Below are 21,379 nucleotides of genomic sequence, written 5' to 3' on the forward strand. Positions count from 1 at the left end.
TTAAATTTTCCCTTTTGTATGTTAGACTGAAGAGAATAAACAGATTTCTTTCTATATAATAGTTATTTTCAAAGATAATAATTCAATTCGTAGAAATATGAAGATTAGAAAGGAAGATTGGGATGAAGACAATTCTCGAACTAATTCGCGTGTTTGCCATCTTAGCGATCCTGGGAATCGGCGGCGGATTGATTTTGACAGGTTTTTATTCAGGCAGCCCTGACACCGAACCGTATCGATGGCTCGGCGACTTCGCGGTGCTGGTGCTGATTTTTGTACTGTACCGCAACAAGCTGCAATTTTCGGGCTGGTATCAAGGAACAAAGCGCGACAAATTGCGCCGGCCGATTACGATTTTATTGGTCGGCACTTCGGTGTTACTAATAATTTCACCGTATATTTTAGCGACCTTATCAGCTTAGTCCGAGGGTTAAAGCAATTTCTAATAACGAGGTGGAGCAATGGATTCGAATCAATCAAGAAAAGAAAAGATACACAATCCATACTTTTCGTTAAGCATCGGCGCTATAGGGATGTTGCTTTTGACTTTTGGCATCTTTCAATTGGTTATCGGCAATATGGGTACGAATCCTGCCGAGTTTTTTCTGCCATGCGCTGGGCTGATCATCCTAGTTCACTACATATACTATTTGGAGAAAAAAGCTGGCATCAGTGATAAGTTGATCTGGATCCGTGCGTTGGCGATTATGATGGTCCTGGCGTTGGGAGTATATCTGGCTTATTGAGCGGTCTATCCCGATAAATGAGGTGTGCTATTTTGGAGACGAGGACGCAAGAAACTTTTACTGAAGCAAAACCGATTGTACTGACTTTGTCGTTGGTCCTTGCAGCTATCGTAGTGCTGGTGATGAGTTGGCAACTCCCGGAAATAAAATTCTGGGTTTATTTCTTCGTTTATGGCTTAATCGACTTCGGATTTATACTGGCCATGATTTTAGGGATACGCACCAAAAATAAACTGGTTATAGTTTTCAGCATCATTGCAAATAGCATCTTCTTTGTAGCACTCTCCAGCTTTATCTTCCTGCTGTTGCTGGGACATGGCATATCCGAACTGTAAATTAGGAGGCCTTCCATGAAACAGAAATTGCTATCCATCTTTTCGTTCCTGTTATTTCTCGCGCTTCTCATCCCCTTCGCCTATTCAAGTAGCCGGTTAGGGATACTGTTATTCGAAGGGCTATTTGCGCTCGGTTTCTACTCGCCACTCGTGCTGGCCGTCATCGGATTCGCTGCAGCTTGGTTGGGGGTCCGGACTGTTTACCGAATGCTCCTCACCAGCGGACATGCTGTTCTTTTCGTGCTGTATGCTCTCTTGCTTTTTGTCGCGAAGTTCGGTTTTCAGGAACCATGATCCATTAACTACAAATAGAATTGGGGGCTTTTTATGATTTTTGTATTGGCTGGGTATATTGCTTTGCTGGTTTTTTCGGTGAAAGCCTTCGCTGGCAAACAAGCTCATCGGTGGATCCATTCCGGATACATTACGGCTTTCCTGCTGCCCTTTCTGGTGATGGCGGTGTTCCTTCGAATCATCGGCCCATTCGTCGGCTCCGGAATCGGGGCGAGCGCTGTCGGCATGGCCTTCGCACTTGTGACTTTGATTACCGGCCTTGGCTTTTTGTATATTGGCTACACTTCCAAAAGCACCCATTAAAAAAGATTGCCCTCATCCGCCATGAAAATGGCTTAGAAGGCAATCTTTTTTTATTTCGACCCGTATAGCTGCTCGAGTTCTTCTTCTTTCATCGTGAAGCGATGTTGTTCTTTCGGGAACGCGCCACTTTTCACTTCTTCGACGTACTGGGCAAGACCTTGTTGCATGGTCTCGCCTGCTTCTGCGTAGGACTGGACGAATTTCGGCAAATGGTGCGAACCGTATTTAACGGTATCGTGGTAGACCAGTACTTGCCCGTCGGTTTCACTGCCGGCGCCGATGCCAATGACTGGAATGTTGAGTTCTTTTGTGACTTGGGCAGCCAATTGATGGGGGATGCATTCGAGTACGAGCATGCAGGATCCTGCCGCTTCGCACGCTTTGGCGTCTTCGATCAATTGCTTGGCGGCGCTGGCGGTTTTGCCTTGCACTTTATAGCCGCCGAGCACAGCCGCTGATTGCGGCAATAAACCGAGGTGGGCGACAATTGGAATGCCGGCTCCGACAAGCTTTCGCATCACTTCAAGTACTTCTCCTGCGCCTTCGAGTTTCAAGGCTTGAGCGCTCGTTTGCTGAAAGATGCGCATAGCATTTTCTAGCGTACGGTCCCAACTACTGTGGAACGAGCCGAACGGCATATCGACGACGAGGAAGGTGTCTTGTGCCCCTCTTCGTGCTGCTTTTCCGTGATGGACCATGTCGTCGACAGTCACTTTGACGGTTGAATCGTAGCCGAGCACGACCATGCCGAGCGAATCGCCGACAAGCAGCACATCCATCCCTGCCGCTTCTGCGATTTTAGCGGACGGGTAATCGTAGGCCGTCAGCATCGCGATCTTGTTCCCCTGCTGTTTCATCTTCATCAATGAAGCTGTATTTTCCATTGTTCTCTCCTTCCGGGAAGGAAACCTTTGAAAAAGCCCGCCGCAACAGAGCGGACGGACAGAATTTGATTGCGTCGGTTTCTCCGTCCCTGTCGTTTTTCAGATCAAGGCAGATCTATTGAGTTGTTAAGCTTTTTTACAGGTGCAGTTCCTGATGGATACCACCCTGTTTTTACTATAGCAGATGCTCAAGCCGGCTGAAAGTCACTCATCCTTCAGCATCACTTGGAACATGGCGTAGTCGTTTTTGAACTCAACCGTTTTCACGAATCCAACCCTTTCATACAAACGGACCGCGCGTGCATTGAACTGGGCGACCGTGAGGCGCAGTGCTTGTTCGGGATGGCGCTTGTTGATTTCACGGAGCAAAAAATCCAGGAACGCAGCACCTCGCCCCGCTCCGGTTTTTTCTGGTTTCATACCAAGCCCGATATCGACGGGGCCTTCCGGATAAGCGTTCGATGCGTGACCGGCCGGCACTTGCGCACCCTTACCCGTACAATAAAAACCGAACAACTCTCCTTGCTCCCACACTAACCGGTAACTGCCGTTCATCAGCTCTTGCAAACTTTCATCCGACGCTTCCCCGTTATAGAAATCGTAAGGATACGGATAGCGCCAGCTGAGGATGTCACGTGCGCTTTCTTCTGTCATTGCCTGTTCTTTAAATTTCACCGTGCATCCCCGCTTTTGCCAGGACGAAGGTTTTCAGGTTTTTTCAACCAATGGCGCAAGCCTTTTCCGGCATACGGTTCGTCATTGAAACGCGGGATGACATGGAGATGGCTATGGCCAATCGATTGATTGGACGCTTCGCCGACATTCCAGCCGAGCGTATAGCCATCGGGCGCTATCTTCTCGAGGAAAGGTTTCACAAGCCCAAGCAGTTCCTGTGTCTCCTGCCATTCTTGGGGCGTCAGTTCGAACGGCGACGCGCGATGCTGTTTCGGGACAATGACACCCGATCCTTCGAGCACGCCTTGCGCTTTCTCGTGCTGTAAGAACCAGCAATTGGCGGTTTCAAAAACGATACGCTGCTCCAGGTCGTAAACCGGATGGCAAAACGGGCACTCGGGGCGCAATTGAATCACGGCGCCGCAATGGGAATGCGCTTTAAATTCGCATTTTGCGATGTTGGACAAGGCCGCTTCGAGCTCGTCAAAAACGACATAAGCTTCGTCACCGTCCCAGATGTTTTCGTATTCATTCCGGCAAGCTTGACGATCTTCCGTTGTCCGAAAAGCGATATCGCCGACCCATAATGTGCCTCCCGGCGCCAGCCTTTTCAGCAATTGCTTGAGGAAACTCCATTTATCTTCGTCTTCCAAGTGATGAAGCGCATATGTACTGACGATGCAATCAAAAAACAGCCCGTCAAAAGCAGCCGGCAAGCCGTCCGCCATGTCCCATTCCACCAGCTGCGCTTCCGGCATTTTCTTTCTGGCACGCTCAATCATTTCAGATGAAAAATCAATTCCGAAAATACGATGCCCTTTGTCGTATAAAGCAGACGCCAATGCACCGGTCCCAAAGCCGATATCCAAAATCGACGACTGTTGTTTCTCGTCAACTGCCTCGAAAATCTCTGTCAGCACATTGCTATAACCCGCAAACGGATACGTCCCTTGGTCCTCGCTTTCCCGCACCGTGTCGTCGTATTCCGCTGCCCATTCATTGAATCCTTGTTTTCCTAACATCCTGCCGCTTCCCTTCTCGTCATCGATTGTCTCGTTGCTGCATTTGCCATTCAGGCGCCAGCAGCGAAAAGATCAGTGCATCGTGCGACTCTCCACGTTGATACAAATAGCCCCGGAGCCGCCCTTCTTCCGTAAAGCCCATTTTCGTCAATAGCCGGTTCGACCCGGTATTGGCCGGATAAGTCGTGGCGCCTACCCGGTAAAGCTTAAGCTCATCGAACGCATAAGCCAGCACGGCCGAAAGTGCTTCTTCCATCAGCCCTTTGCGCCAATAATCCGGATGCAATTCATAGCCGACTTCTGTCTTTTTCGAGCGCAGCTGAAGCTGGTTGAAACCGATCGTTCCGATCAATTCTTCCTGGCCGCGCAAGCGAATACCCCAGCGCATGCCGCGCATAAATTCGAACACGACACGAAAAGCCCGAATCATCTCGAGCGCTTCTTCTTTCTCCAATAGCCGGTCCATGCCGTAATAATAAGTTACGTCTTCACGCTGCAAGAGCGCGAAAAAACGGTCGGCGTCCTGCTCCGTAATTTCCGTCAGCAATAACCGGTCCGTCTCAAGTGTGGGAAATTGCATGCCATCGCTCCTTTTGTACCCGGTAAACGAGCACGTATTGTCCGTTGCGCAAAACCGGTTCTCCGCATTCCATGCCAAGTGCTTTGGCTACTTTCTGCGAAGCTTGGTTATCCGGTTGAATGAGTGAAATGAGTGCGTGTTGGCCTTGCTCCACGAAACCGCGCGCACAAAGCAACCGTGCAGCTTCACGGGCGTAGCCAAAGCCCCAGAATTCCGGTGCAAGCCAGTAGCCAACTTCAAGTTCCGCTTGCCCATCTACCGATTGCGGCACCAGCCCGGCATGGCCGATCCGCTTGCCGTCTTCTTTCCGCACCAGCAAAAACAAGCCGTGCTCAGGATGCTCCCTGTACATGCGGTAAATCCAGTAGAGGAATTCAAAAGCTTGCTGGCGGCTCTTCAATTTGCCGTCCCCGATATGCTGCATGACTTTCGGCTGTTTCAACAGCGAATACAAGAATTCAAAGTCCTCATCGCGGTAACGGCGCAGCAGCAAACGCTCACTCTTCAATTCCATGTCCACTTGCTCCTTTCGCTGTTTCACGTGAAACATTTTTCAGACTTCTTCTGCTAGCGAAGCCTATTGCTGCCAAGCTTTTCGATGGTTTGATAATCTTTGGACTTGCGGAGTTCCAGATCGTTGCGTTTGGCAAATTGCGATAAATCCTCGAATAATCCGTCGCCAAATAAAGCAAAGCGCATATCAATGCCTTTTTCCACACGGACCACCGCCACTTTCGACGCCCAATTGCTGCGCTTGAACTCAATGCGGCGAATCTCCTCGGTGTAAACCGTTTTATAATAAAGCGGCAGGCCCCACAATTCGACACGGTAAATGATATTGCTGTCCCGGACTTTAACGAGCGCTTGGATGAACAAAGCCAGTACGATCAATGCCGAAACAAATAATTGAAAATACAGCGCAAACCCATTCGGAAGCGAACTCAGGAGCAGCGGCGGCAAATTGACAGCCAATAACATGATGACGAGCAGCCAGCGCTGCACTTTTCCTTGATGAACCATACCGCACTCCTCCTTCTATTAAGAATCCCTCAATCAAATTCATAAAAAAACACGCCACCGCTTCCGGATAAAAATCCGTATGCGCACATAAAAGAATTATCCGTTTAACAGGCGGCACTACACCATACTTCCCTCATTTAATTCACGAGATCAGCCAGCAAACGGATATCATCCAATATGAATTCGGAAAAATCCGGGAAGAACGCAAACATAGACGTAACGACAATGACTGTGCCGGTCGCGAATTGAAGCAAGCTATATTTATAATCATTCGGATTGTCAGAATGGATTCTTTCCATATAAACAGTGTACGCCCCTTGCACCCCGTTAATGGCAAGCAGCGCAGCTAAAGGAAGAAACGATCGGGTTTCTTGAAAGACGAAGAGTGCCCCAATGGAAATCGCCGCCCCGCTCCAGCGGAAATAAGCATCCACTTTTTCGTGTCGCTTATTGACGAAATTCGATGAACTGGAAAAGAACTTCTTGCGCTCGACCCTTAAAATCTTGCGCAAGATCCAGTTCACGCCCATGATTGCCAGAACCGTGACCGCAATAAAACCGATCAGCGGCCATACCCAGTCGTATTGCGCTTCGTAATAACCCATTCCGTCTGTTTCACCGACTCCACCCATTTTATCGCCCCACCCTTTTGCTTAATACAGACTTACATTATGCTACTAGTCTTATCGTATCATGAGCTTTTGGGAAATTATAGAATATTTTTTAAGTTTTCTGATAACCAGCGATTTGTTTCTCTTTTTTTCGCCTTTTGCGCTTCGTTCTCCTGCCGAGTTCGCTTCTTTGACAAAACAAAGGGCATAGGCTATCGTAATTAAGTCAAATCCGACTAAGTTTATATGGTTTTTAAAAATAAATGAAAAATAAAGGAGGCGCTTATGAAAGCTCTTTGGAAATCTTATGCAAATGTATCGCTTATCTTAAAAATCACTGTGGCGCTCATCCTCGGCGTTATCGTCGGCTTGATCTTCGGGCCAGACACAGCCGTCTTGGCACCGCTTGGGGATCTGCTCTTGCGGCTCTTGACCTTCCTGATTGTGCCACTCATCTTTTTCACCTTGATCGTCGGGATCAATCAATCGAAAATCGGCGACCTAGGCCGAATGGGCGGAAAAGTCTTTCTGTTCTATACATTAAGTTCGGCATTCGCCATCGTGGTCGGCTTAACGGTTGCAAGTATTTTCCAGCCAGGTTCGGGCATGCAGCTCGATGGCTCGGAAACCTTTGATGTTCCGGACAACCCCGGCTTTACAAGTGTTCTGTTGAACATTGTACCGTCCAATATCATCTCGGCATTCAGTGAAATGAACTTGCTCGGGATCATTTTTACAGCGTTCGCGTTCGGCATCGCCATCTCCTATATGAGAAGCTCTGCGGAATTCGGCGAACTTGGCAACCATCTGATGAAAACGATCAACGCGTTGAACGAAGCGACTTTGATCGTCTTGAAAGCGATCCTTCAATACGTGCCGATCGGCATTTTCGCCATCATGGCGCAGACAGTCGGTTCGCAAGGATTGGATACACTGGGATCGCTGCTCGGCATGGTCGCCGTTCTTTACATCGCCATCGCGGTGCAGATTGCGCTCTATACGATCGCCATGCTGGTGTTCAAAGTCAATCCACTGCATTTCTTCAAACACGCGCGGACACCGATGCTAACGGCGTTCGTCACGCAAAGCAGCTCCGGCACCTTGCCATTGACGCTCGATGCGGCGCGCGGGCTCGGCATCCCAAAAAGTTTGTACGGCTTTAGCCTGCCGCTCGGCGCGACAATCAATATGGATGGTGCGGCCATCCGCATCGCCGTTTCAGCCATATTTGCTGCCAACATCATCGGGGACCCGCTCAGCTTGTCTGAAATGTTCATGGTCGTCTTGATCGGCACGCTCGCAACCATCGGAACCGCCGGCATTCCAGGCGCTGGCATCGTCATGATCGCCACTGTCTTCGTCCAGCTTGGATTGCCGATGGAAGCCGTCGCGCTCCTGACAGCAATCGATGCACTTGTCGGCATGGGCGCCACAATGCTCAATGTGACAGGCGATTTGGCTGGCTCGAAATTGATCGACCAAAGCGAGAAAAGACGCGGCACGGCCAAGGCTTAACACGACTCGCTGCGGACAAAACATGGAGCTCTGTGATACAGTGGGAGTATCTCGTATCCCATTGAAAAAGGAGACATGCAGTTATGTATATCGTAACCAACCGCATTAAAATGAAACCGGGATTTGCTGAAAAAATGGCACCCAACTTCACCCGTCCAGGCGCATTGCAGGAAATGGAAGGCTTCCATAAAGTCGAAGTGACCGTCACGCAGGACCTGGAAGAATACGATGAACTGAACGTCAATATGTACTGGGAAACACTCGACAATTACGAAGCATGGAAATCCAGCGATGTTTTCAAGCAAGCCCATAAACGTCCTGAACCAGCAGAAGGCGAAGAGAAAAAAGAATCGCCGATGCTCGGCAGCCAACTTGTCATCACAAAAATTGCTTCGGTCATCGAAGCAGCTAAATAATGGAAACAGGCAGCTTTTGCTGCCTGTTTCTTTTTGCCTTCTTTCCCCTTTTATGCAGGACTTTTGATATACTTAAAGTGTTCGTGAAAATTACCTATTCTGGAAGGGATACATATGAAATCATTATCGCTGAGAAATTACTGGGGCCTGATATTCGCGGTCTTCATCCTGCTTTTTGCTGCTGTACTCAGCGTCCTCGTCTCCGAAGTGAGCACGAAGCGGCTGGAAGCAGAACGGGGCAATGCCTTATCGAGTGCAGCGTTCCAGATGAAAGACCGACTGGATCAATACATGTGGGGACGCTATAGCGAAATCAAGACCTTCGGGGAAATCGAAGAACTTGCGCTGACTACGTCCATTGAAGAAAAGCGTGCCACGCTTGAAATGCTGCAAGACCAAGTGCCGGCTTTTTCCTGGATTGGCATCACCGATTCGGCCGGCGTCGTGACTGCTTCCACTAACGAATTGCTGGAAGGAATGGACTTGTCCGATAGACCCGTTTATTCCGAAGCACGCCAAGCGGATTACGTCGGCGATGTCCACGAAGCGCTGCTTTTGGCAGACTTATTGCCGAATCCCGGCGGCCATGAGCTCGAATTTGTCGATATCAGCGTCCCTGTATTTTACTCGGATGGTTCATTCGGCGGTGTAGTAGCCGCCCATTTGAGCTGGGATTGGGCACAAGAAGTGATGCAATTCGTGTTGCGACCGCTCAACCGCAGCGAAAATGAACTGGAGGTTTTCGTCTTAAGCCCTGGGGATAATCGCGTCATTCTCGGTCCTGAACAATTTCTCGGCAAGCTGCTTCCGATCGATTCCTACACCCTGTCACAAGGAAAACGAGCCGGTTGGGTACTGGAACAATGGCCAGATGGCAATTCGTATTTAACCGGCTTCACCGGCGGCCGAACCAATTGGGAGTATCCGGGGCTTGAATGGACTGTGCTGGTCCGCCAACCCGAAGAAACGGCCTTCGCCGCCGCCCGCGACTTGAGCCGCATCATCATGTTGAGCGGTTTGGCAAGCGCTGTTCTTTTTGCCTTAGCCGGCTGGTTAGTAGCCGGGCGCATCAGCCGCCCGCTCAATGAAATCTCTAACAAAGCGAAAGCCTTCCGCAAAGGCGAGCAATTAGTTTTGCCGAAAAATACGGGAGTTCGTGAAATTGAAGACTTGTCCAACTCGCTTGAAAGCTTGGTCAGTACACTTGGCACTACAGAATCCGATTTAGTGCGTATGCAAGATCTGGCACAGCGCGATCCACTGACGGGCTTGCCGAACCGTATCGCACTTGAAGAAGCCGCTGATCGAATGATGAAACGCGCACACACCGACGGGGAACAATTAGCCTTTTTTTATCTGGATCTGGATGGCTTCAAAAAAGCCAACGATACCTTAGGGCATTTAGCGGGCGACCATGTGCTGCAGAAAGTGGCCGAACGGCTAATGGCTGAACTGCCTGAAGAAGCGTTCATTTCCCGGATTGGCGGGGATGAGTTTGTGTTATTGTTCCCTTGCGAGGGAATGGGGGAGTTGCCAACAAGGCAATTGGCGCAGCGCCTGATCGACCGGCTAAGCAAGCCGATCACCGTAGAGGCTGGCCGTGTCCAACTCGGGTGCAGCATTGGCATCGCTATTTATCCGGACAACGCCGAAAATCTCTATACTTTATTATCTTATGCCGATGCGGCGCTTTATGTGTCGAAGGAAAACGGCAAAAGCCAGACGACGTTTTACAGGGATATCGCCTCGGAATGAACAAGCCGAGATGCCTGTTTGCTTCACCCATACCCGTAAGGATCTAAAAGCGCTGCCTCTTGAGGCGCGCTTTTTCAAGTGCCGCAGATTGGACGGCACGCCCGGGGTCTGCTACGGTTAATAATGGCAAAAGCCGAAGATGTATTATACATAGCACTGCTACTGTGCTTTCGAAGGAGTCTTTCAGTTGAGTAACAACAAACCTAAATTATGGACGCGGGACTTTATCGGCGTTTCCGTCGTCCATTTTCTGCTACTGCTCGTTTTTTATTTATTGATAGTCACGATCGCTTTATACGCCGTCGAAGAATACGGCGCTTCGACCAGTGAAGCCGGCCTCGTCACCGGGATCTTCATCCTGGGGGCGCTGGCGGGACGCTTGGTCATTGGCCGCACACTCGATATGATCGGCCGAAAACGCGCCTTGGTGCTTGGTTCCGCCTTGTTTGTCGGCATGACCGCGCTGTATTTCCTGCCGCTCGGTTTGCCATTCCTGATGCTGAACCGCTTCTTGCACGGCGTGACGCTCGGAGTCGCAAGTACCGCTGCGGGCACGATCGCCGCTCAAGTCATCCCTCATACGCGTAAAGGCGAAGGTATCGGCTATTTCAGCATGAGTGCTACGCTGGGTGCAGCTTTCGGGCCATTTATCGGCTTATTAATGAGCCAATGGACTGGCTATAATGTGATTTTTGCTGCCTGTGTCGCGATCGCCTTGTCCGCTCTGGCGCTCAGCACGTTCGTAAAAGTGCCGACGCTGGAGAAACCGCCTGCTGGAGAAGCAAAATCGGGCTTTCAGCTTTCCAATTATTTAGAAGCGAACGCTGTGCCAATCGCCATTGTCATGTTCCTGATAGCGCTCAGTTATTCGAGCGTTTTGTCGTTCATCAATTTTTATGCCAATGATAAAGGGCTGGTGGAAGCGGCAAGTTTCTTCTTCCTGGTCTACGCTGTCGTCATCTTGCTGACACGCCCATTCACTGGCCGCATCATGGATTTGTACGGCGCCAATTACATCATGTACCCCGCGCTTGTGTCGCTCGCGGCCGGCCTGTTGCTGCTGAGTGCCGCTGATTCGAGCCTGGGGCTGTTGTTTGCGGGCGCTTTGATCGGGCTCGGGTTCGGCAATATGCAATCGACGACGCAAGCGGTCGCTATCAAGCTGACCCCGCCCCACCGGATGGGGCTTGCCACATCGACGTTTTTTGTCGCGATGGACGGCGGGCTCGGCATGGGGCCTTATATCCTCGGCTTTATCATCCCGCTCACCGGCTACAGTGCACTTTACGGCTTATTGGGAATCGCCGTACTTGCGTTGATTGTGCCGTATTATTTCCTCCATGGAAAAAAAGAACGCAAACTCGCTTCAGCGCATTAAACAGATGCAAATAAAGAACGGCCGACAAGTTATGTCGGCCGTTCTTTATTTTCACTTATTCTTCCTCTTCTGCTGCGTCCGCTTCCGCTTTTGTTTCGTGCACTGTGCTGTGCGGATGTTCTGGCGGTGCGTAGATGGAATAGATCTTCAGCGGCTTATCACCTGTATTGGTGACGTTGTGCCATTTGCCTGCGGGGATGAGGATGGCGTAATCGTCTTCCGCTTTCTCTTCAAAGCTTAAGTTGTCTTCTCTGTCGCCCATCTGCACAAGGCCTTCCCCTTCTTCGATGCGAAGGAATTGGTCGCCGTGTTCGTGGACTTCTAGCCCGATGTCATCGCCCGCTGCGATGCTCATCAATGTGACCTGTAGGTTTTTCCCGGTCCAAAGAGCGGTCCGGAACGTTTCGTTTTGTTTTGTCGCATCTTCGATATTGACGACAAATGATTCAGCACCATAATCTTTTAATTCCATGTTTGGTTCCTCCTCCGGTTTGTTATTCTGTCCTGCTCTTCTCTACCCTGGGAAAAGCGGACATAAACAAACCACTCAGCGCAAGGCTTGTTTTTTCAGCGCCTGGTTGCGGGAGTTGAACACATCATTATGGGAAGACACCATGGCAATATTGGCAGCATCCGGCTCGATGAACTTCTTCGCTTTATTGACGGCATTGGCAGCGTCGGTGAACGTGCCGGCAATCAAATTGAGCTTGCCGTCATGCTGGAGAATGTCGCCTGCCGCAAACACTCCCGGTACGGAAGTTTCACTTGCCGGCGTGCCTTGCAAATAGAACTCGTCTTTTGTTTCCAGATCGAGCGGGCTGTTTTCCAATAAACTCGCATCGCGCTCATAGCCGTGGTTGATGACGAGCTGGTCGACCGGCAGCATGCGCCGCTCGCCCGTCACTTGGTTCATCACTTCCACCAGCTCGACGCGGTCGCCTTCATCCGATGCCACGAGCCGTGTGATGGCGGAATCCAGTAGGCATTCAGCGCGGCTTTCAAGCAATTGGCGCACTTGCGCTTCATGTCCGGCCATTTCGGATTTGCGGTGGATAACATAGACTTTTTCAGCGATCGGCTCGAGCTCGTTCGCCCAGTCGACTGCCGAATTGCCGCCTCCTGAAATGAGCACTGTGCTGCCACGGAAACGTTCGAGTGTTTTTACTGTATAATTGAGGTTGGCCACTTCAAAGCGTTCGGCTCCTTCAATTTGCAGCTTCTGCGGTTTCAAAATGCCTCCGCCGACTGCGACAATGACCGATTTCGAGTAATGGATTTCACCCGAAGCGCCCACCAGCACAAACAAACCGTCTTCGTTCTTATTCATGCTTTCCACTTTCTCATCCAGGCATACCGTTGGGTCGAAAGTGAGCCCTTGTTCGACCAATTGGGTGATCAGCTGCTCGCAGCGGATCGGCGTCTGCCCTCCGACGTCCCAGATCATTTTCTCGGGATAGACATGAAGCTTGCCGCCAAGACGCGGCTGGAACTCGATAATTTTTGTTTTCATGCCCCGAAGGCCGCTGTAGAAAGCTGAATACAAACCGGCGGGACCTCCCCCGATGATGGTTACGTCAAAGATGTCGTGATTGGCCATTTTTTCCATCCCCGTTCTCTAGTAAATTCCGATTGACAACGATTCTCAATAACTTTATAGTATACATTGTAATGAAAGTGAGAATCATTATCAACATATATCCCATTTTTATTTTTTTGCTCCAAAATTACGGTTTAATGAAAAGGAGGGCTGTCGATGGGACGCCTTTTTACAGAAAACCTGGAAGTCAGCTATGGCGAAAGGAAAATCGTCAAAGGCTTGTCCCTGTCGATTCCAGATAAAAAAATCACGGCGATTATCGGGCCGAACGGCTGCGGGAAATCGACTTTCTTGAAAGCGATGACACGCGTCATTCCGCACGAATCGGGCTCGGTCATTCTCGACGGCCAGCAAATCGCTGAAGAGAAAACCAAACAATTGGCGAAAAAGCTCGCCATTTTGCCGCAGTCGCCGGAAAACGCTGCCGGTTTGACCGTCGGTGAAATCGTCTCTTACGGCCGCTTTCCTTACCAAAAAGGATTCGGCAAGCTCAGCAAACGGGATTATGAAATGATCGACTGGGCGCTCAATGTGACCGGCACGCAATTTTTCAAATACCATCCCGTTGATGCCTTATCCGGCGGCCAGCGCCAGCGCGTCTGGATTGCCATGGCATTAGCGCAGGAAACCGAAATGATTTTCCTCGATGAACCGACGACTTACCTTGATATGGCGCATCAATTGGAAATCCTGGAACTTCTTCGCGAACTCAATGCCGAGGAAGAACGCACCATCGTCATGGTGCTGCACGATTTGAATCACGCCGCCCGCTTCGCCGATCATATCGTCGCGATGAAAGACGGCCAGATTATCAAAGCCGGATCACCCGAAGAAGTGATCGTTCCGGACGTACTCCGTGAAGTTTTCCGCATCGATGCGGAAATCGGCCTTGACCCACGAACACAAAAACCGATTTGCCTAACATATAACTTAATCAAAGGAGCTTAACCAGATCATGAAAAAATTACTTTTCTTGTCCATCGCTTTACTCGTTATGCTGGCACTTGCCGCTTGTGGATCTACAGAAGAAACGACAGAGGAAACGGGCGGTTCGGAAGGCGAAGCAAGCGGAGCCGAAACCATCCAATATGAATCAGAAAATGGCACAGTAGAAGTTCCGGCTGACCCGCAGCGCGTCGTAGCCTTGGCTTACGGCGGAAACGTCATGGCACTTGATGTGCCGCTTGCCGGCATCGACGCTTGGGCGATCGACAACCCGAACTACGAACCATACTTGGACGGCGTAGAAGAAGTGTCGGAAGAGAACTTGGAAAAAATCATTGAATTGGATCCGGATTTAATTATCGGTTACTCGACTCTTCAAAACGTCGACAAGTTGGAGCAAATCGCCCCGACTGTCACTTTTACTTACGGCAAAGTCGACTATTTGACACAACACCTGGAAATCGGGAAACTATTGAATAAAGAAGACGAAGCACAAGCATTCGTTGACGACTTTAAAAAACGCGCACAAGCTGCGGGTGAAGAGATCAAAGCGGAGATTGGCGAAGATGCAACCGTCTCTGTCATCGAGAACTTTGATAAGCAATTGTACGTATACGGCGACAACTGGGGCCGCGGCACCGAGATCCTCTATCAGGAAATGGGCTTGAACATGCCGGAAAAAGTTAAAGAAATGGCGCTTACTGATGGGTACTATGCCTTGTCTCAAGAAGTCCTTCCTGAATATATGGGCGATTACGTTATCTTCAGCAAAGACTCCGAACAGGATAATTCCTTCCAGGAAACGGATCTTTACCAAAACACGCCAGCTGTAAAGAACGACCAAGTATTCGAAGCGGATGCGAAAAAATTGTACTTCAACGATCCGATTTCACTCGATTACCAGCTTGAGTTGTTCCAGGAAAAATTCCTTGGCCAATAAACACAAAAGGGATTCTGCCAAGCGGAATCCCTTTATCCTTTCTATAGAAAAGATGATGATGCATGCGTTATAACGCCCGTTTTTCATACATATTTGGAATCAGCCTGCTGGCACTTGTGCTGGCTTTTGTTGTGTCGATGGTCTTTGGTGCTGCTGATGTCAGCCTGAAGAATCTTTGGCTGGCGCTATTTTCCGACAGCACCGGACAGCAAATATCGGTCATCCAGGAAATTCGCCTGCCGCGTGAAGTCGCCGCGATTTTCGTCGGGGCAGCACTCGCCGTCTCGGGCGCCATCATGCAAGGTATGACCCGCAACCCGCTGGCAGACCCCGGTTTGCTCGGTTTGACTGCCGGCGCCAATGCGGCACTGGCCGCGACTTTGGCGTTTATCCCAGGAGCCAATTACTTTGGCATCATGATCGCCTGCTTTATCGGGGCAGCCATCGGGGCCGGGCTCGTCTTCGGTATCGGGGCTTCGCGGCGCGGCGGCTTTTCGCCATTTCGCATCGTCCTTGCCGGTGCCGCGGTATCGGCTTTTTTGACCGCCATTGCAGAAGCGATCGGCTTGCTGTTTAAAATCTCTAAAGACGTCTCCATGTGGACCGCCGGCGGCTTGATCGGCACGTCTTGGGGACAGCTGCAGATTATCATTCCCTTTATCACCATTGCCTTGTTTGTCGCTTTATTGCTATCCCGTCAATTGGCGGTATTGAGCTTGAGCGAAGAAGCGGCGATCGGGCTTGGCCAAAAGACTGGCCAGATCAAAGCGATGCTGTTTGTCGTGGTCACCTTGCTTGCTGGCGCTGCAGTAGCTTTGGCCGGCAACTTGGCGTTCATTGGCTTGATGATTCCGCATATCGTCCGCGTGATTGTCGGCAGCGATTACCGCTTCATCATTCCGATGTCCGCTGTCACGGGCGCCATCTTTATGCTGCTCGCCGATTTGTTCGGACGCACGGTCAACGCACCATTTGAAACGCCGGTCGCAGCGGTGGTCGCCATGCTCGGCTTGCCATTCTTCCTGCTGATTGTCCGTAAAGGTGGAGGTGCGTTCACATGATCCAACAACATTTGATCCGCAAGCAGCGCATCACTTTGATTGTGCTCACCATTATTCTTTTGATCACCGCTGTCTTGAGTTTGGGGCTCGGCTATTCGACGCTCGGCTTTGGCCGGATTGTGCCCGTGCTGATGGGACAAGGTGATTTTAAAGAAGAGTTTGTGCTGTATTCCATCCGGATGCCAAGGCTGCTCATTACATTCCTGGCGGGGATGGCACTCGCGTTATCCGGCGCAGTGCTGCAGAGCATTACACGCAATGATTTGGCCGACCCTGGTATCATCGGCATCAATTCCGGCGCCGGTGTCGCCATTGCCGTTTTCTTTTTATTCATCCCTGTAGAGCCGGGTTCTTTTGCTTTCCTATTGCCGTTCGTTGCGTTTCTAGGCGCGTTTATCACGGCGATTCTGATTTACTTGTTCTCCCGCGATCCGCGCACAGGCCTTCAACCGGTCCGTCTCGTCCTGGTAGGGATCGGGTTTTCCATGGCGTTATCCGGCGTCATGATTGTGCTGATTTCATCTGCCGAGCGGGAAAAAGTGGATTTCATAGCCCAGTGGCTCGCAGGTTCCATTTGGGGCACCGACTGGCCATTTATCCTGGCGCTTTTGCCTTGGCTTGTCGTGTTGATTCCGTTTGTCCTGTATAAAGCGAACCGGCTGAACATCCTCGGGCTCGGCGAATCCGCCGCCATCGGGCTCGGCCTCAATATTGGCAAAGAACGCGCCGTGTTATTGCTTGCTGCCGTCGCGCTTGCTGCCGCTGCGGTTTCTGTCACCGGCAGCATCGCCTTTATCGGCTTGATGGCCCCGCATCTCGCAAAAGCGCTTGTCGGGCCGCGCCATCAATTGTTCCTGCCCGTCGCCATCCTGCTCGGCGGCTGGCTGCTGCTCGCGGCTGACACGATCGGCCGCAACTTGCTTGAACCGTCGGGCATTCCGGCTGGCGTCATGGCAGCATTGATCGGCGCACCGTATTTTGTTTATTTATTGATGAAGAAATAAAAAAAACGGCTCATCCCCTTTTGTCGGGGCATGAGCCGTTTTGCTGTTGTTTTATACCGGTTCTTCCTGCGCATCCATTTCCATGCGCGCTTCACGGTCTTTGAGCTTCTGCATTTCCTCATCGGTCATGAATTCGACTTTCCAGCCGAGGAACGCCATCAGGATGGCGATGATCGGCACTGAGTAATTCAATACCGCATACGGCGCATAGGCGAATGGATGGACCGCGAGCGTCGCCAGGATGAACACGCCGCATGTGTTCCACGGAACGAACGGCGAGGTGATCGTCCCGCCGTCTTCCAGTGCGCGCGACAGGTTTTTCGAATGCAAGCCCTGGTCTTGATAAGCCCTTGCATACATCCGGCCAGGCAATAGAATCGAAATATACTGTTCAGATGCCGTGACGTTCGTCAAGAACGCGGACGCAACAGTCGCAGCGATCAGGCTGCCGGCTGTTTTTGCCAGCATCAAGATCTTGGTGACGATCGATTTCAACATGCCCGTGTGCTCCAATACACCGCCGAAGGTCATGGCGAAAATCGTCAAGGAAATCACGAACATCATCGAATCGATGCCGCCTCGATTGAACAAGGAATCGACCACTTCGTTGCCGGACGTGATGACATAGCCATCATGCAGCGCATTGACCGCTTCTGCGACCGATCCGCCCTGCACCAAAATGTGGCACAGCCAGCCGAGCACGATGCCGATTCCGAGCGCCGGCAACGCTGGCACTTTCTTCATGACCAATACGATGACCGCCAAAGGCACGAGCAAGAGCCACGGCGAGATGACAAAATTGTCTTCAAGCGACGCCAGGATGGTATTGATGTTGGCGCTGTCGACCGAGTTTCCGGCAAACTGGCGGCCAAGGAAAAAGTAAGCGCCGAGGGCAATGATCATGCCGGGAATGGTCGTGTAGATCATGTGACGGATGTGGACGAACAAATTGGTGTTCGTGACCCCTGCCGCTAAGTTCGTCGTGTCCGACAGCGGCGACATCTTATCCCCGAAATAAGATCCCGAAATGACCGCTCCAGCGACCATTGCCGCTGGAATCCCCATGCTCGCGCCAATGCCCATTCCGGCGATGCCGACAGTGCCCATCGTTGACCAGGAACTGCCGATCGCTCCAGCAACCAGTGCGCAGATCAAACAGATGGTGACAAGGAATAATGACGGCGTAATGATTTTCAAGCCATAATAAATCATCGTCGCGACGATGCCTCCGCCAATCCATGAAGCGATGATCATGCCGACCATAATGATGATGACCAATGCCGGAAGCGCGAGGCGGATTCCTTTGTAAGCTCCTTCTTCGATCATATGCCAGCGGTACCCCAACCGCCAGGCGATAATGACCGCGATTGTCGTGCCAAGAAGCAAGGGAATATGCGGGCTGCCTTCAAAAATGATAATTGTCACAGCCATGGCCGCCACCATGAAAATCAGCGGCAATAAAGCTAGCCAAAAGGGCACTTCGATCTCCTGCTGTTTTGGACGTTTCTTCTCCTCTTTCATGTCTCTAACCCCTTTGTGAAAATGGAATGAATGCTTGTATTTATTTTGCCACTATACTGATTTCATTGCCACAGAAATTTTCAGATTACATCGATTTTTCGGAATTCGTAATAGTTCAAAGCAGGATTCTCACTTGCTTTTCCCGAATTGTAATCGTATTGCCTAAGCTTCCGGCATCCTGTTATGGAAAGGGGAAGATGACCGTGGGGAAACTGACTGTTTCGATGTATATCACACTCGATGGCGTCATGGAAGAGCCATCATGGACGGCAGCCTATTGGGATGATGAACTCGCCCAATTTCAACTGGGCCAGCTTTACAATAATGATGCTTTGCTGCTCGGGCGCGTCACGTATGAGGGATTCGCTGCTACTTGGCCGACTGCTGAAGATGAACATGGCTTTGCGGACCGGATGAACGAAATCCCCAAATACGTCGTGTCGCACACGCTGAAGCGGACCGAGTGGAATGCGCGCCTGATCAACCACGATTTCGTAGAAGAGATCAAAAGGCTGAAGAAAACCGGACAGCGCTTGCTCGTCTACGGCAGCGCGGAGCTCATCGATACTTTGATCGAACATGATTTGGTCGACGAATTGCATTTGATGACCTTTCCGCTGCTGTTGGGTGAAGGAAAAAAACTGTTTCGCGACGGCACATCGCCCAAAGCATTCAAATTGCTGACAAGCTTTTCGACCGACCAGGGCGTCTTGATCGCCAATTATGCACCCGAACGGTAATAAGATAGTTAAAATAAATAAGCATGACCCTCTCCCTTTTGGGGAAAAAAGAAATCAGGCCGCCTCTTACTCAAGGCCATCCCGGAAGGAGCTGCCGTCTTGCGATGACAGAAAATGAAATCACTTTAGCGTTGATCCAATCATTGAAAGACGGTCGGACGCAAGACTTCCAGCACATACTCGATGAGCTGCAGCCTTATGACATCGCCGTCCAATACCGCCATTTGCCAGAAAAGCACCGAGAACGCTTCCTGCTTCATCTGACGGTCCGCCAATTGACCGAGCTCATGCAAGAGCTTCACCGGAATGATCAGGTGCGTTTGCTTGAGCGGATGTCGGTCGACCAGTCGACCAAAGTGCTCGACTTGATGGACAATGACGATCTCGTTTCCCTCTTGTCCGATTTAGAACCGGCAATGATCGAAGAACTGCTGTCGCGCATGAACCGCGAGGAATCTTCCTATATCCAGAAGACCATGAATTATCCGCCGGAAACAGCGGGCCGCATCATGAACAACCGCTACGTCTGGATTCCGCGCCATTACAGCATCCGTGAAGCCATCGATAAAATCCGAGATTTTGCGGAAATTGCCGAGTACTTGAACTATTTATATGTCGTCGATGAAGACAAGAAACTGCTTGGGGTCGTTTCCTATAAAGATTTGATCCTCGGCGAGCTCGATGAACAAATTGATGATGTCATGTATACGCGCGTCGTCAAAGTCGATGCCTTGACCGACCAGGAAGAGGCAGCGGACATCATTAGCCGCTACGACTTTATCACCTTGCCCGTCGTCGATACGGAAAACCGGCTGCTCGGCATCATCACGGTCGATGATGTCATCGATGTCGTGTTGCAAGAAGCAAACGAAGACATTGAAAAGCTTTCCGCATCCGGTAAATCGATCGATTTCCAGACCCCGCCTTTTGTCGCGGCTTACCGCCGGTTGCCTTGGCTGATTTTGCTGTTGTTTATCGGGTTGATCTCCGGCGGCATCATCAGCCGCTTTGAAGATACCTTGCAGACAGTTGTCGCTTTGACGTTCTTCATGCCGATGATTGCTGGCATGACCGGCAATACTGGCACACAATCGCTCGCGGTTGTCGTACGCGGCCTGGTCGGCCAACAACTTGATAAGAAAGGCACGTTTAAGCTCATCCTGCGCGAGTTATGGGTCGGCATCATCATCGGCGTCACCTGCGCCGTGCTAATTTTGCTCATCGCCTATATCTGGCAGGGCAGCCTGGTGCTCGGGCTCGTTGTCGGGAGTTCATTGCTGTTGACCTTGATCATCGGAACGCTCGCCGGCACGATCATCCCGCTCGTCCTGTATCGGTTGAAAATAGATCCGGCTGTCGCATCGGGGCCTCTGATTACGACCATTAACGATATTCTCTCATTGCTTATTTATTTCGGGCTTGCTTCGCTGTTCATCTCTCGTTTGATGTGAACAGCGTTTTTTTGAGCTGTTTTCTTTATTCCGAGTAATCAACTATGTATAATAAGGGGAAACTTTATGCAACAACATTCTCCTGCTTATGACGGCTTGTTTCAGAGCCGATCGGCCATAAAAAAACTCGGAGGGATTCACTATGACCATTCCAAAACCGCTCGTCCAGCTCAATCAAGCCTTTCTTGTCGCCACGGCATTAGCCGGGCTCATCGTTCATCCGTTAATCCTGCTCGTCCCTTTTGCCATCGGAGTCGTCACTCTGATCACCAAGAAAAACCCACTGATTGCATTCGGCCGCCGCTTTTTGCCGAATCCTCCTAATAGTTACTTGCAAGAAGACCGCGATCAGCAATTGTTCAACCAATGGATCGCCACTGTCTGCCTCGGGCTCGCCCTGTTGTTTTTCGCAGCGGGCTTGCCGATTATTGCCACCGTTTTCGGCGCTATGGTCATTGTCGCTGCTGGTGTCGCGCTCATGGGCTATTGCATCGGCTGCACCGTGCGCTATCAGTTGATGATGTGGAAACACCGCCGCGCAAAAACGTATTATTAAGGTATTTATAAATGAACAAAAAAAGCGGAG

25 protein-coding genes and 2 pseudogenes are annotated in these 21,379 nt (G+C 50.6%); 16 read left to right on the top strand and 11 right to left on the bottom strand.

Annotation, left to right across the window (positions count from 1 at the left end; translation table 11 throughout):
- Positions 1-122 precede the first annotated feature (122 nt).
- From AUC31_RS15140 to AUC31_RS15160, 5 genes are read left to right on the top strand one after another with little or no spacing between them, the layout of a single operon-like run.
- On the top strand, positions 123-422 hold the full coding sequence (locus AUC31_RS15140; RefSeq protein WP_058382389.1) for a hypothetical protein: 300 nt from the start codon (positions 123-125) through the stop codon (positions 420-422).
- Positions 423-461: 39 nt separating this feature from the next.
- The gene (locus AUC31_RS15145) at positions 462-746 is read left to right on the top strand and encodes a hypothetical protein (protein ID WP_058382388.1); all 285 of its coding nucleotides are present in this window, start codon (positions 462-464) and stop codon (positions 744-746) included.
- Between the two features lie 32 nt (positions 747-778).
- Entirely contained in the window at positions 779-1,081 is a 303-nt protein-coding gene (locus AUC31_RS15150; protein ID WP_058382387.1) for a hypothetical protein, read from the top strand.
- A 15-nt stretch (positions 1,082-1,096) separates the two neighbouring features.
- Positions 1,097-1,375 (top strand): hypothetical protein, encoded by a 279-nt coding sequence (locus AUC31_RS15155; RefSeq protein ID WP_058382386.1) that lies wholly within the window; start codon positions 1,097-1,099, stop codon positions 1,373-1,375.
- A gap of 33 nt (positions 1,376-1,408) precedes the next feature.
- Positions 1,409-1,678 (top strand): hypothetical protein, encoded by a 270-nt coding sequence (locus AUC31_RS15160; protein ID WP_058382385.1) that lies wholly within the window; start codon positions 1,409-1,411, stop codon positions 1,676-1,678.
- A 50-nt stretch (positions 1,679-1,728) separates the two neighbouring features.
- On the opposite strand, the gene panB is transcribed toward AUC31_RS15160, so the two are convergent.
- The 8 genes and pseudogenes from panB to AUC31_RS15200 all read right to left on the bottom strand — a co-directional run bounded on the left by panB (position 1,729) and on the right by AUC31_RS15200 (position 6,491).
- Positions 1,729-2,562 carry a 3-methyl-2-oxobutanoate hydroxymethyltransferase gene (gene panB, locus AUC31_RS15165; RefSeq protein WP_058382384.1) on the bottom strand — a complete coding sequence of 278 codons (834 nt, stop codon included), beginning with the start codon at positions 2,560-2,562 and terminating at the stop codon, positions 1,729-1,731.
- A gap of 204 nt (positions 2,563-2,766) precedes the next feature.
- Positions 2,767-3,237 (bottom strand): GNAT family N-acetyltransferase, encoded by a 471-nt coding sequence (locus AUC31_RS15170; RefSeq protein WP_237150647.1) that lies wholly within the window; start codon positions 3,235-3,237, stop codon positions 2,767-2,769.
- On the bottom strand, positions 3,234-3,650 hold the full coding sequence (locus tag AUC31_RS17910) for an HIT family protein (protein WP_058383745.1): 417 nt from the start codon (positions 3,648-3,650) through the stop codon (positions 3,234-3,236). Before AUC31_RS17910 ends, AUC31_RS15170 begins: the two co-directional genes overlap by 4 nt.
- A gap of 174 nt (positions 3,651-3,824) precedes the next feature.
- Positions 3,825-4,259, bottom strand: a pseudogene (locus tag AUC31_RS15180) (class I SAM-dependent methyltransferase); the annotation flags it as partial.
- A 19-nt stretch (positions 4,260-4,278) separates the two neighbouring features.
- Positions 4,279-4,839 carry a GNAT family N-acetyltransferase gene (locus AUC31_RS15185; protein ID WP_058382383.1) on the bottom strand — a complete coding sequence of 187 codons (561 nt, stop codon included), beginning with the start codon at positions 4,837-4,839 and terminating at the stop codon, positions 4,279-4,281.
- Positions 4,820-5,353 carry a GNAT family N-acetyltransferase gene (locus AUC31_RS15190; RefSeq protein ID WP_058382382.1) on the bottom strand — a complete coding sequence of 178 codons (534 nt, stop codon included), beginning with the start codon at positions 5,351-5,353 and terminating at the stop codon, positions 4,820-4,822. Before AUC31_RS15190 ends, AUC31_RS15185 begins: the two co-directional genes overlap by 20 nt.
- A 53-nt stretch (positions 5,354-5,406) precedes the next feature.
- Positions 5,407-5,859, bottom strand: a complete 453-nt coding sequence (locus tag AUC31_RS15195) for a hypothetical protein (protein ID WP_058382381.1) — start codon at positions 5,857-5,859, stop codon at positions 5,407-5,409.
- Between the two features lie 137 nt (positions 5,860-5,996).
- Entirely contained in the window at positions 5,997-6,491 is a 495-nt protein-coding gene (locus tag AUC31_RS15200) for a DUF4181 domain-containing protein (RefSeq protein WP_058382380.1), read from the bottom strand.
- Positions 6,492-6,755: 264 nt separating this feature from the next.
- Between AUC31_RS15200 and AUC31_RS15205 the strand changes: the two genes are divergently transcribed.
- The 4 genes from AUC31_RS15205 (at position 6,756) to AUC31_RS15220 (ending at position 11,534) form a co-directional block, all read left to right on the top strand.
- Positions 6,756-7,985 (top strand): dicarboxylate/amino acid:cation symporter, encoded by a 1,230-nt coding sequence (locus tag AUC31_RS15205; protein WP_058382379.1) that lies wholly within the window; start codon positions 6,756-6,758, stop codon positions 7,983-7,985.
- Positions 7,986-8,068: 83 nt separating this feature from the next.
- Entirely contained in the window at positions 8,069-8,401 is a 333-nt protein-coding gene (locus AUC31_RS15210) for a heme oxygenase (RefSeq protein WP_058382378.1), read from the top strand.
- A gap of 114 nt (positions 8,402-8,515) precedes the next feature.
- Positions 8,516-10,156 (top strand): diguanylate cyclase domain-containing protein, encoded by a 1,641-nt coding sequence (locus AUC31_RS15215; protein ID WP_058382377.1) that lies wholly within the window; start codon positions 8,516-8,518, stop codon positions 10,154-10,156.
- A gap of 187 nt (positions 10,157-10,343) precedes the next feature.
- Positions 10,344-11,534 carry an MFS transporter gene (locus tag AUC31_RS15220; RefSeq protein ID WP_058382376.1) on the top strand — a complete coding sequence of 397 codons (1,191 nt, stop codon included), beginning with the start codon at positions 10,344-10,346 and terminating at the stop codon, positions 11,532-11,534.
- 55 nt (positions 11,535-11,589) lie between these two features.
- On the opposite strand, the pseudogene AUC31_RS15225 reads toward AUC31_RS15220, so the two are convergent.
- Together AUC31_RS15225 and AUC31_RS15230 are read right to left on the bottom strand one after the other, a co-directional pair.
- A pseudogene (locus AUC31_RS15225) lies at positions 11,590-12,009 on the bottom strand (cupin domain-containing protein); the annotation flags it as partial.
- A 72-nt stretch (positions 12,010-12,081) separates the two neighbouring features.
- Complete coding sequence (locus AUC31_RS15230; RefSeq protein WP_058383744.1) at positions 12,082-13,131, bottom strand: NAD(P)/FAD-dependent oxidoreductase; 1,050 nt, start codon at positions 13,129-13,131, stop codon at positions 12,082-12,084.
- Between the two features lie 156 nt (positions 13,132-13,287).
- Here AUC31_RS15230 and AUC31_RS15235 point away from each other — a divergent pair, with 156 nt between their 5' ends.
- The 4 genes from AUC31_RS15235 (at position 13,288) to AUC31_RS15250 (ending at position 17,081) form a co-directional block, all read left to right on the top strand.
- The gene (locus tag AUC31_RS15235) at positions 13,288-14,079 is read left to right on the top strand and encodes an ABC transporter ATP-binding protein (protein WP_058382374.1); all 792 of its coding nucleotides are present in this window, start codon (positions 13,288-13,290) and stop codon (positions 14,077-14,079) included.
- Between the two features lie 7 nt (positions 14,080-14,086).
- Entirely contained in the window at positions 14,087-15,016 is a 930-nt protein-coding gene (locus AUC31_RS15240; protein WP_058382373.1) for an iron-hydroxamate ABC transporter substrate-binding protein, read from the top strand.
- Positions 15,017-15,078: 62 nt separating this feature from the next.
- Positions 15,079-16,077 (top strand): FecCD family ABC transporter permease, encoded by a 999-nt coding sequence (locus AUC31_RS15245; protein WP_083509202.1) that lies wholly within the window; start codon positions 15,079-15,081, stop codon positions 16,075-16,077.
- The gene (locus tag AUC31_RS15250; protein ID WP_058382372.1) at positions 16,074-17,081 is read left to right on the top strand and encodes a FecCD family ABC transporter permease; all 1,008 of its coding nucleotides are present in this window, start codon (positions 16,074-16,076) and stop codon (positions 17,079-17,081) included. The genes AUC31_RS15245 and AUC31_RS15250 overlap by 4 nt, the downstream gene beginning before the upstream one ends.
- A gap of 51 nt (positions 17,082-17,132) precedes the next feature.
- Here the strand turns inward: AUC31_RS15250 and nhaC are convergent, their stop codons facing one another.
- A complete protein-coding gene (gene nhaC / locus AUC31_RS15255; protein WP_058382371.1) occupies positions 17,133-18,602 on the bottom strand; it encodes a Na+/H+ antiporter NhaC in 1,470 nt (489 codons plus the stop codon).
- Between the two features lie 203 nt (positions 18,603-18,805).
- Between nhaC and AUC31_RS15260 the strand changes: the two genes are divergently transcribed.
- From AUC31_RS15260 to AUC31_RS15270, 3 genes are all read left to right on the top strand, one after another.
- The gene (locus AUC31_RS15260; protein ID WP_058382370.1) at positions 18,806-19,342 is read left to right on the top strand and encodes a dihydrofolate reductase family protein; all 537 of its coding nucleotides are present in this window, start codon (positions 18,806-18,808) and stop codon (positions 19,340-19,342) included.
- Positions 19,343-19,446: 104 nt separating this feature from the next.
- Positions 19,447-20,793, top strand: coding sequence for a magnesium transporter (mgtE, locus tag AUC31_RS15265; protein ID WP_058382369.1), 1,347 nt, complete (start codon positions 19,447-19,449; stop codon positions 20,791-20,793).
- A gap of 142 nt (positions 20,794-20,935) precedes the next feature.
- On the top strand, positions 20,936-21,349 hold the full coding sequence (locus AUC31_RS15270; RefSeq protein ID WP_058382368.1) for a DUF4395 domain-containing protein: 414 nt from the start codon (positions 20,936-20,938) through the stop codon (positions 21,347-21,349).
- The last annotated feature ends 30 nt before the right edge of the window (positions 21,350-21,379 follow it).

The sequence above is a fragment of the Planococcus rifietoensis genome, assembly GCF_001465795.2.
Classification (GTDB): domain Bacteria; phylum Bacillota; class Bacilli; order Bacillales_A; family Planococcaceae; genus Planococcus; species Planococcus rifietoensis.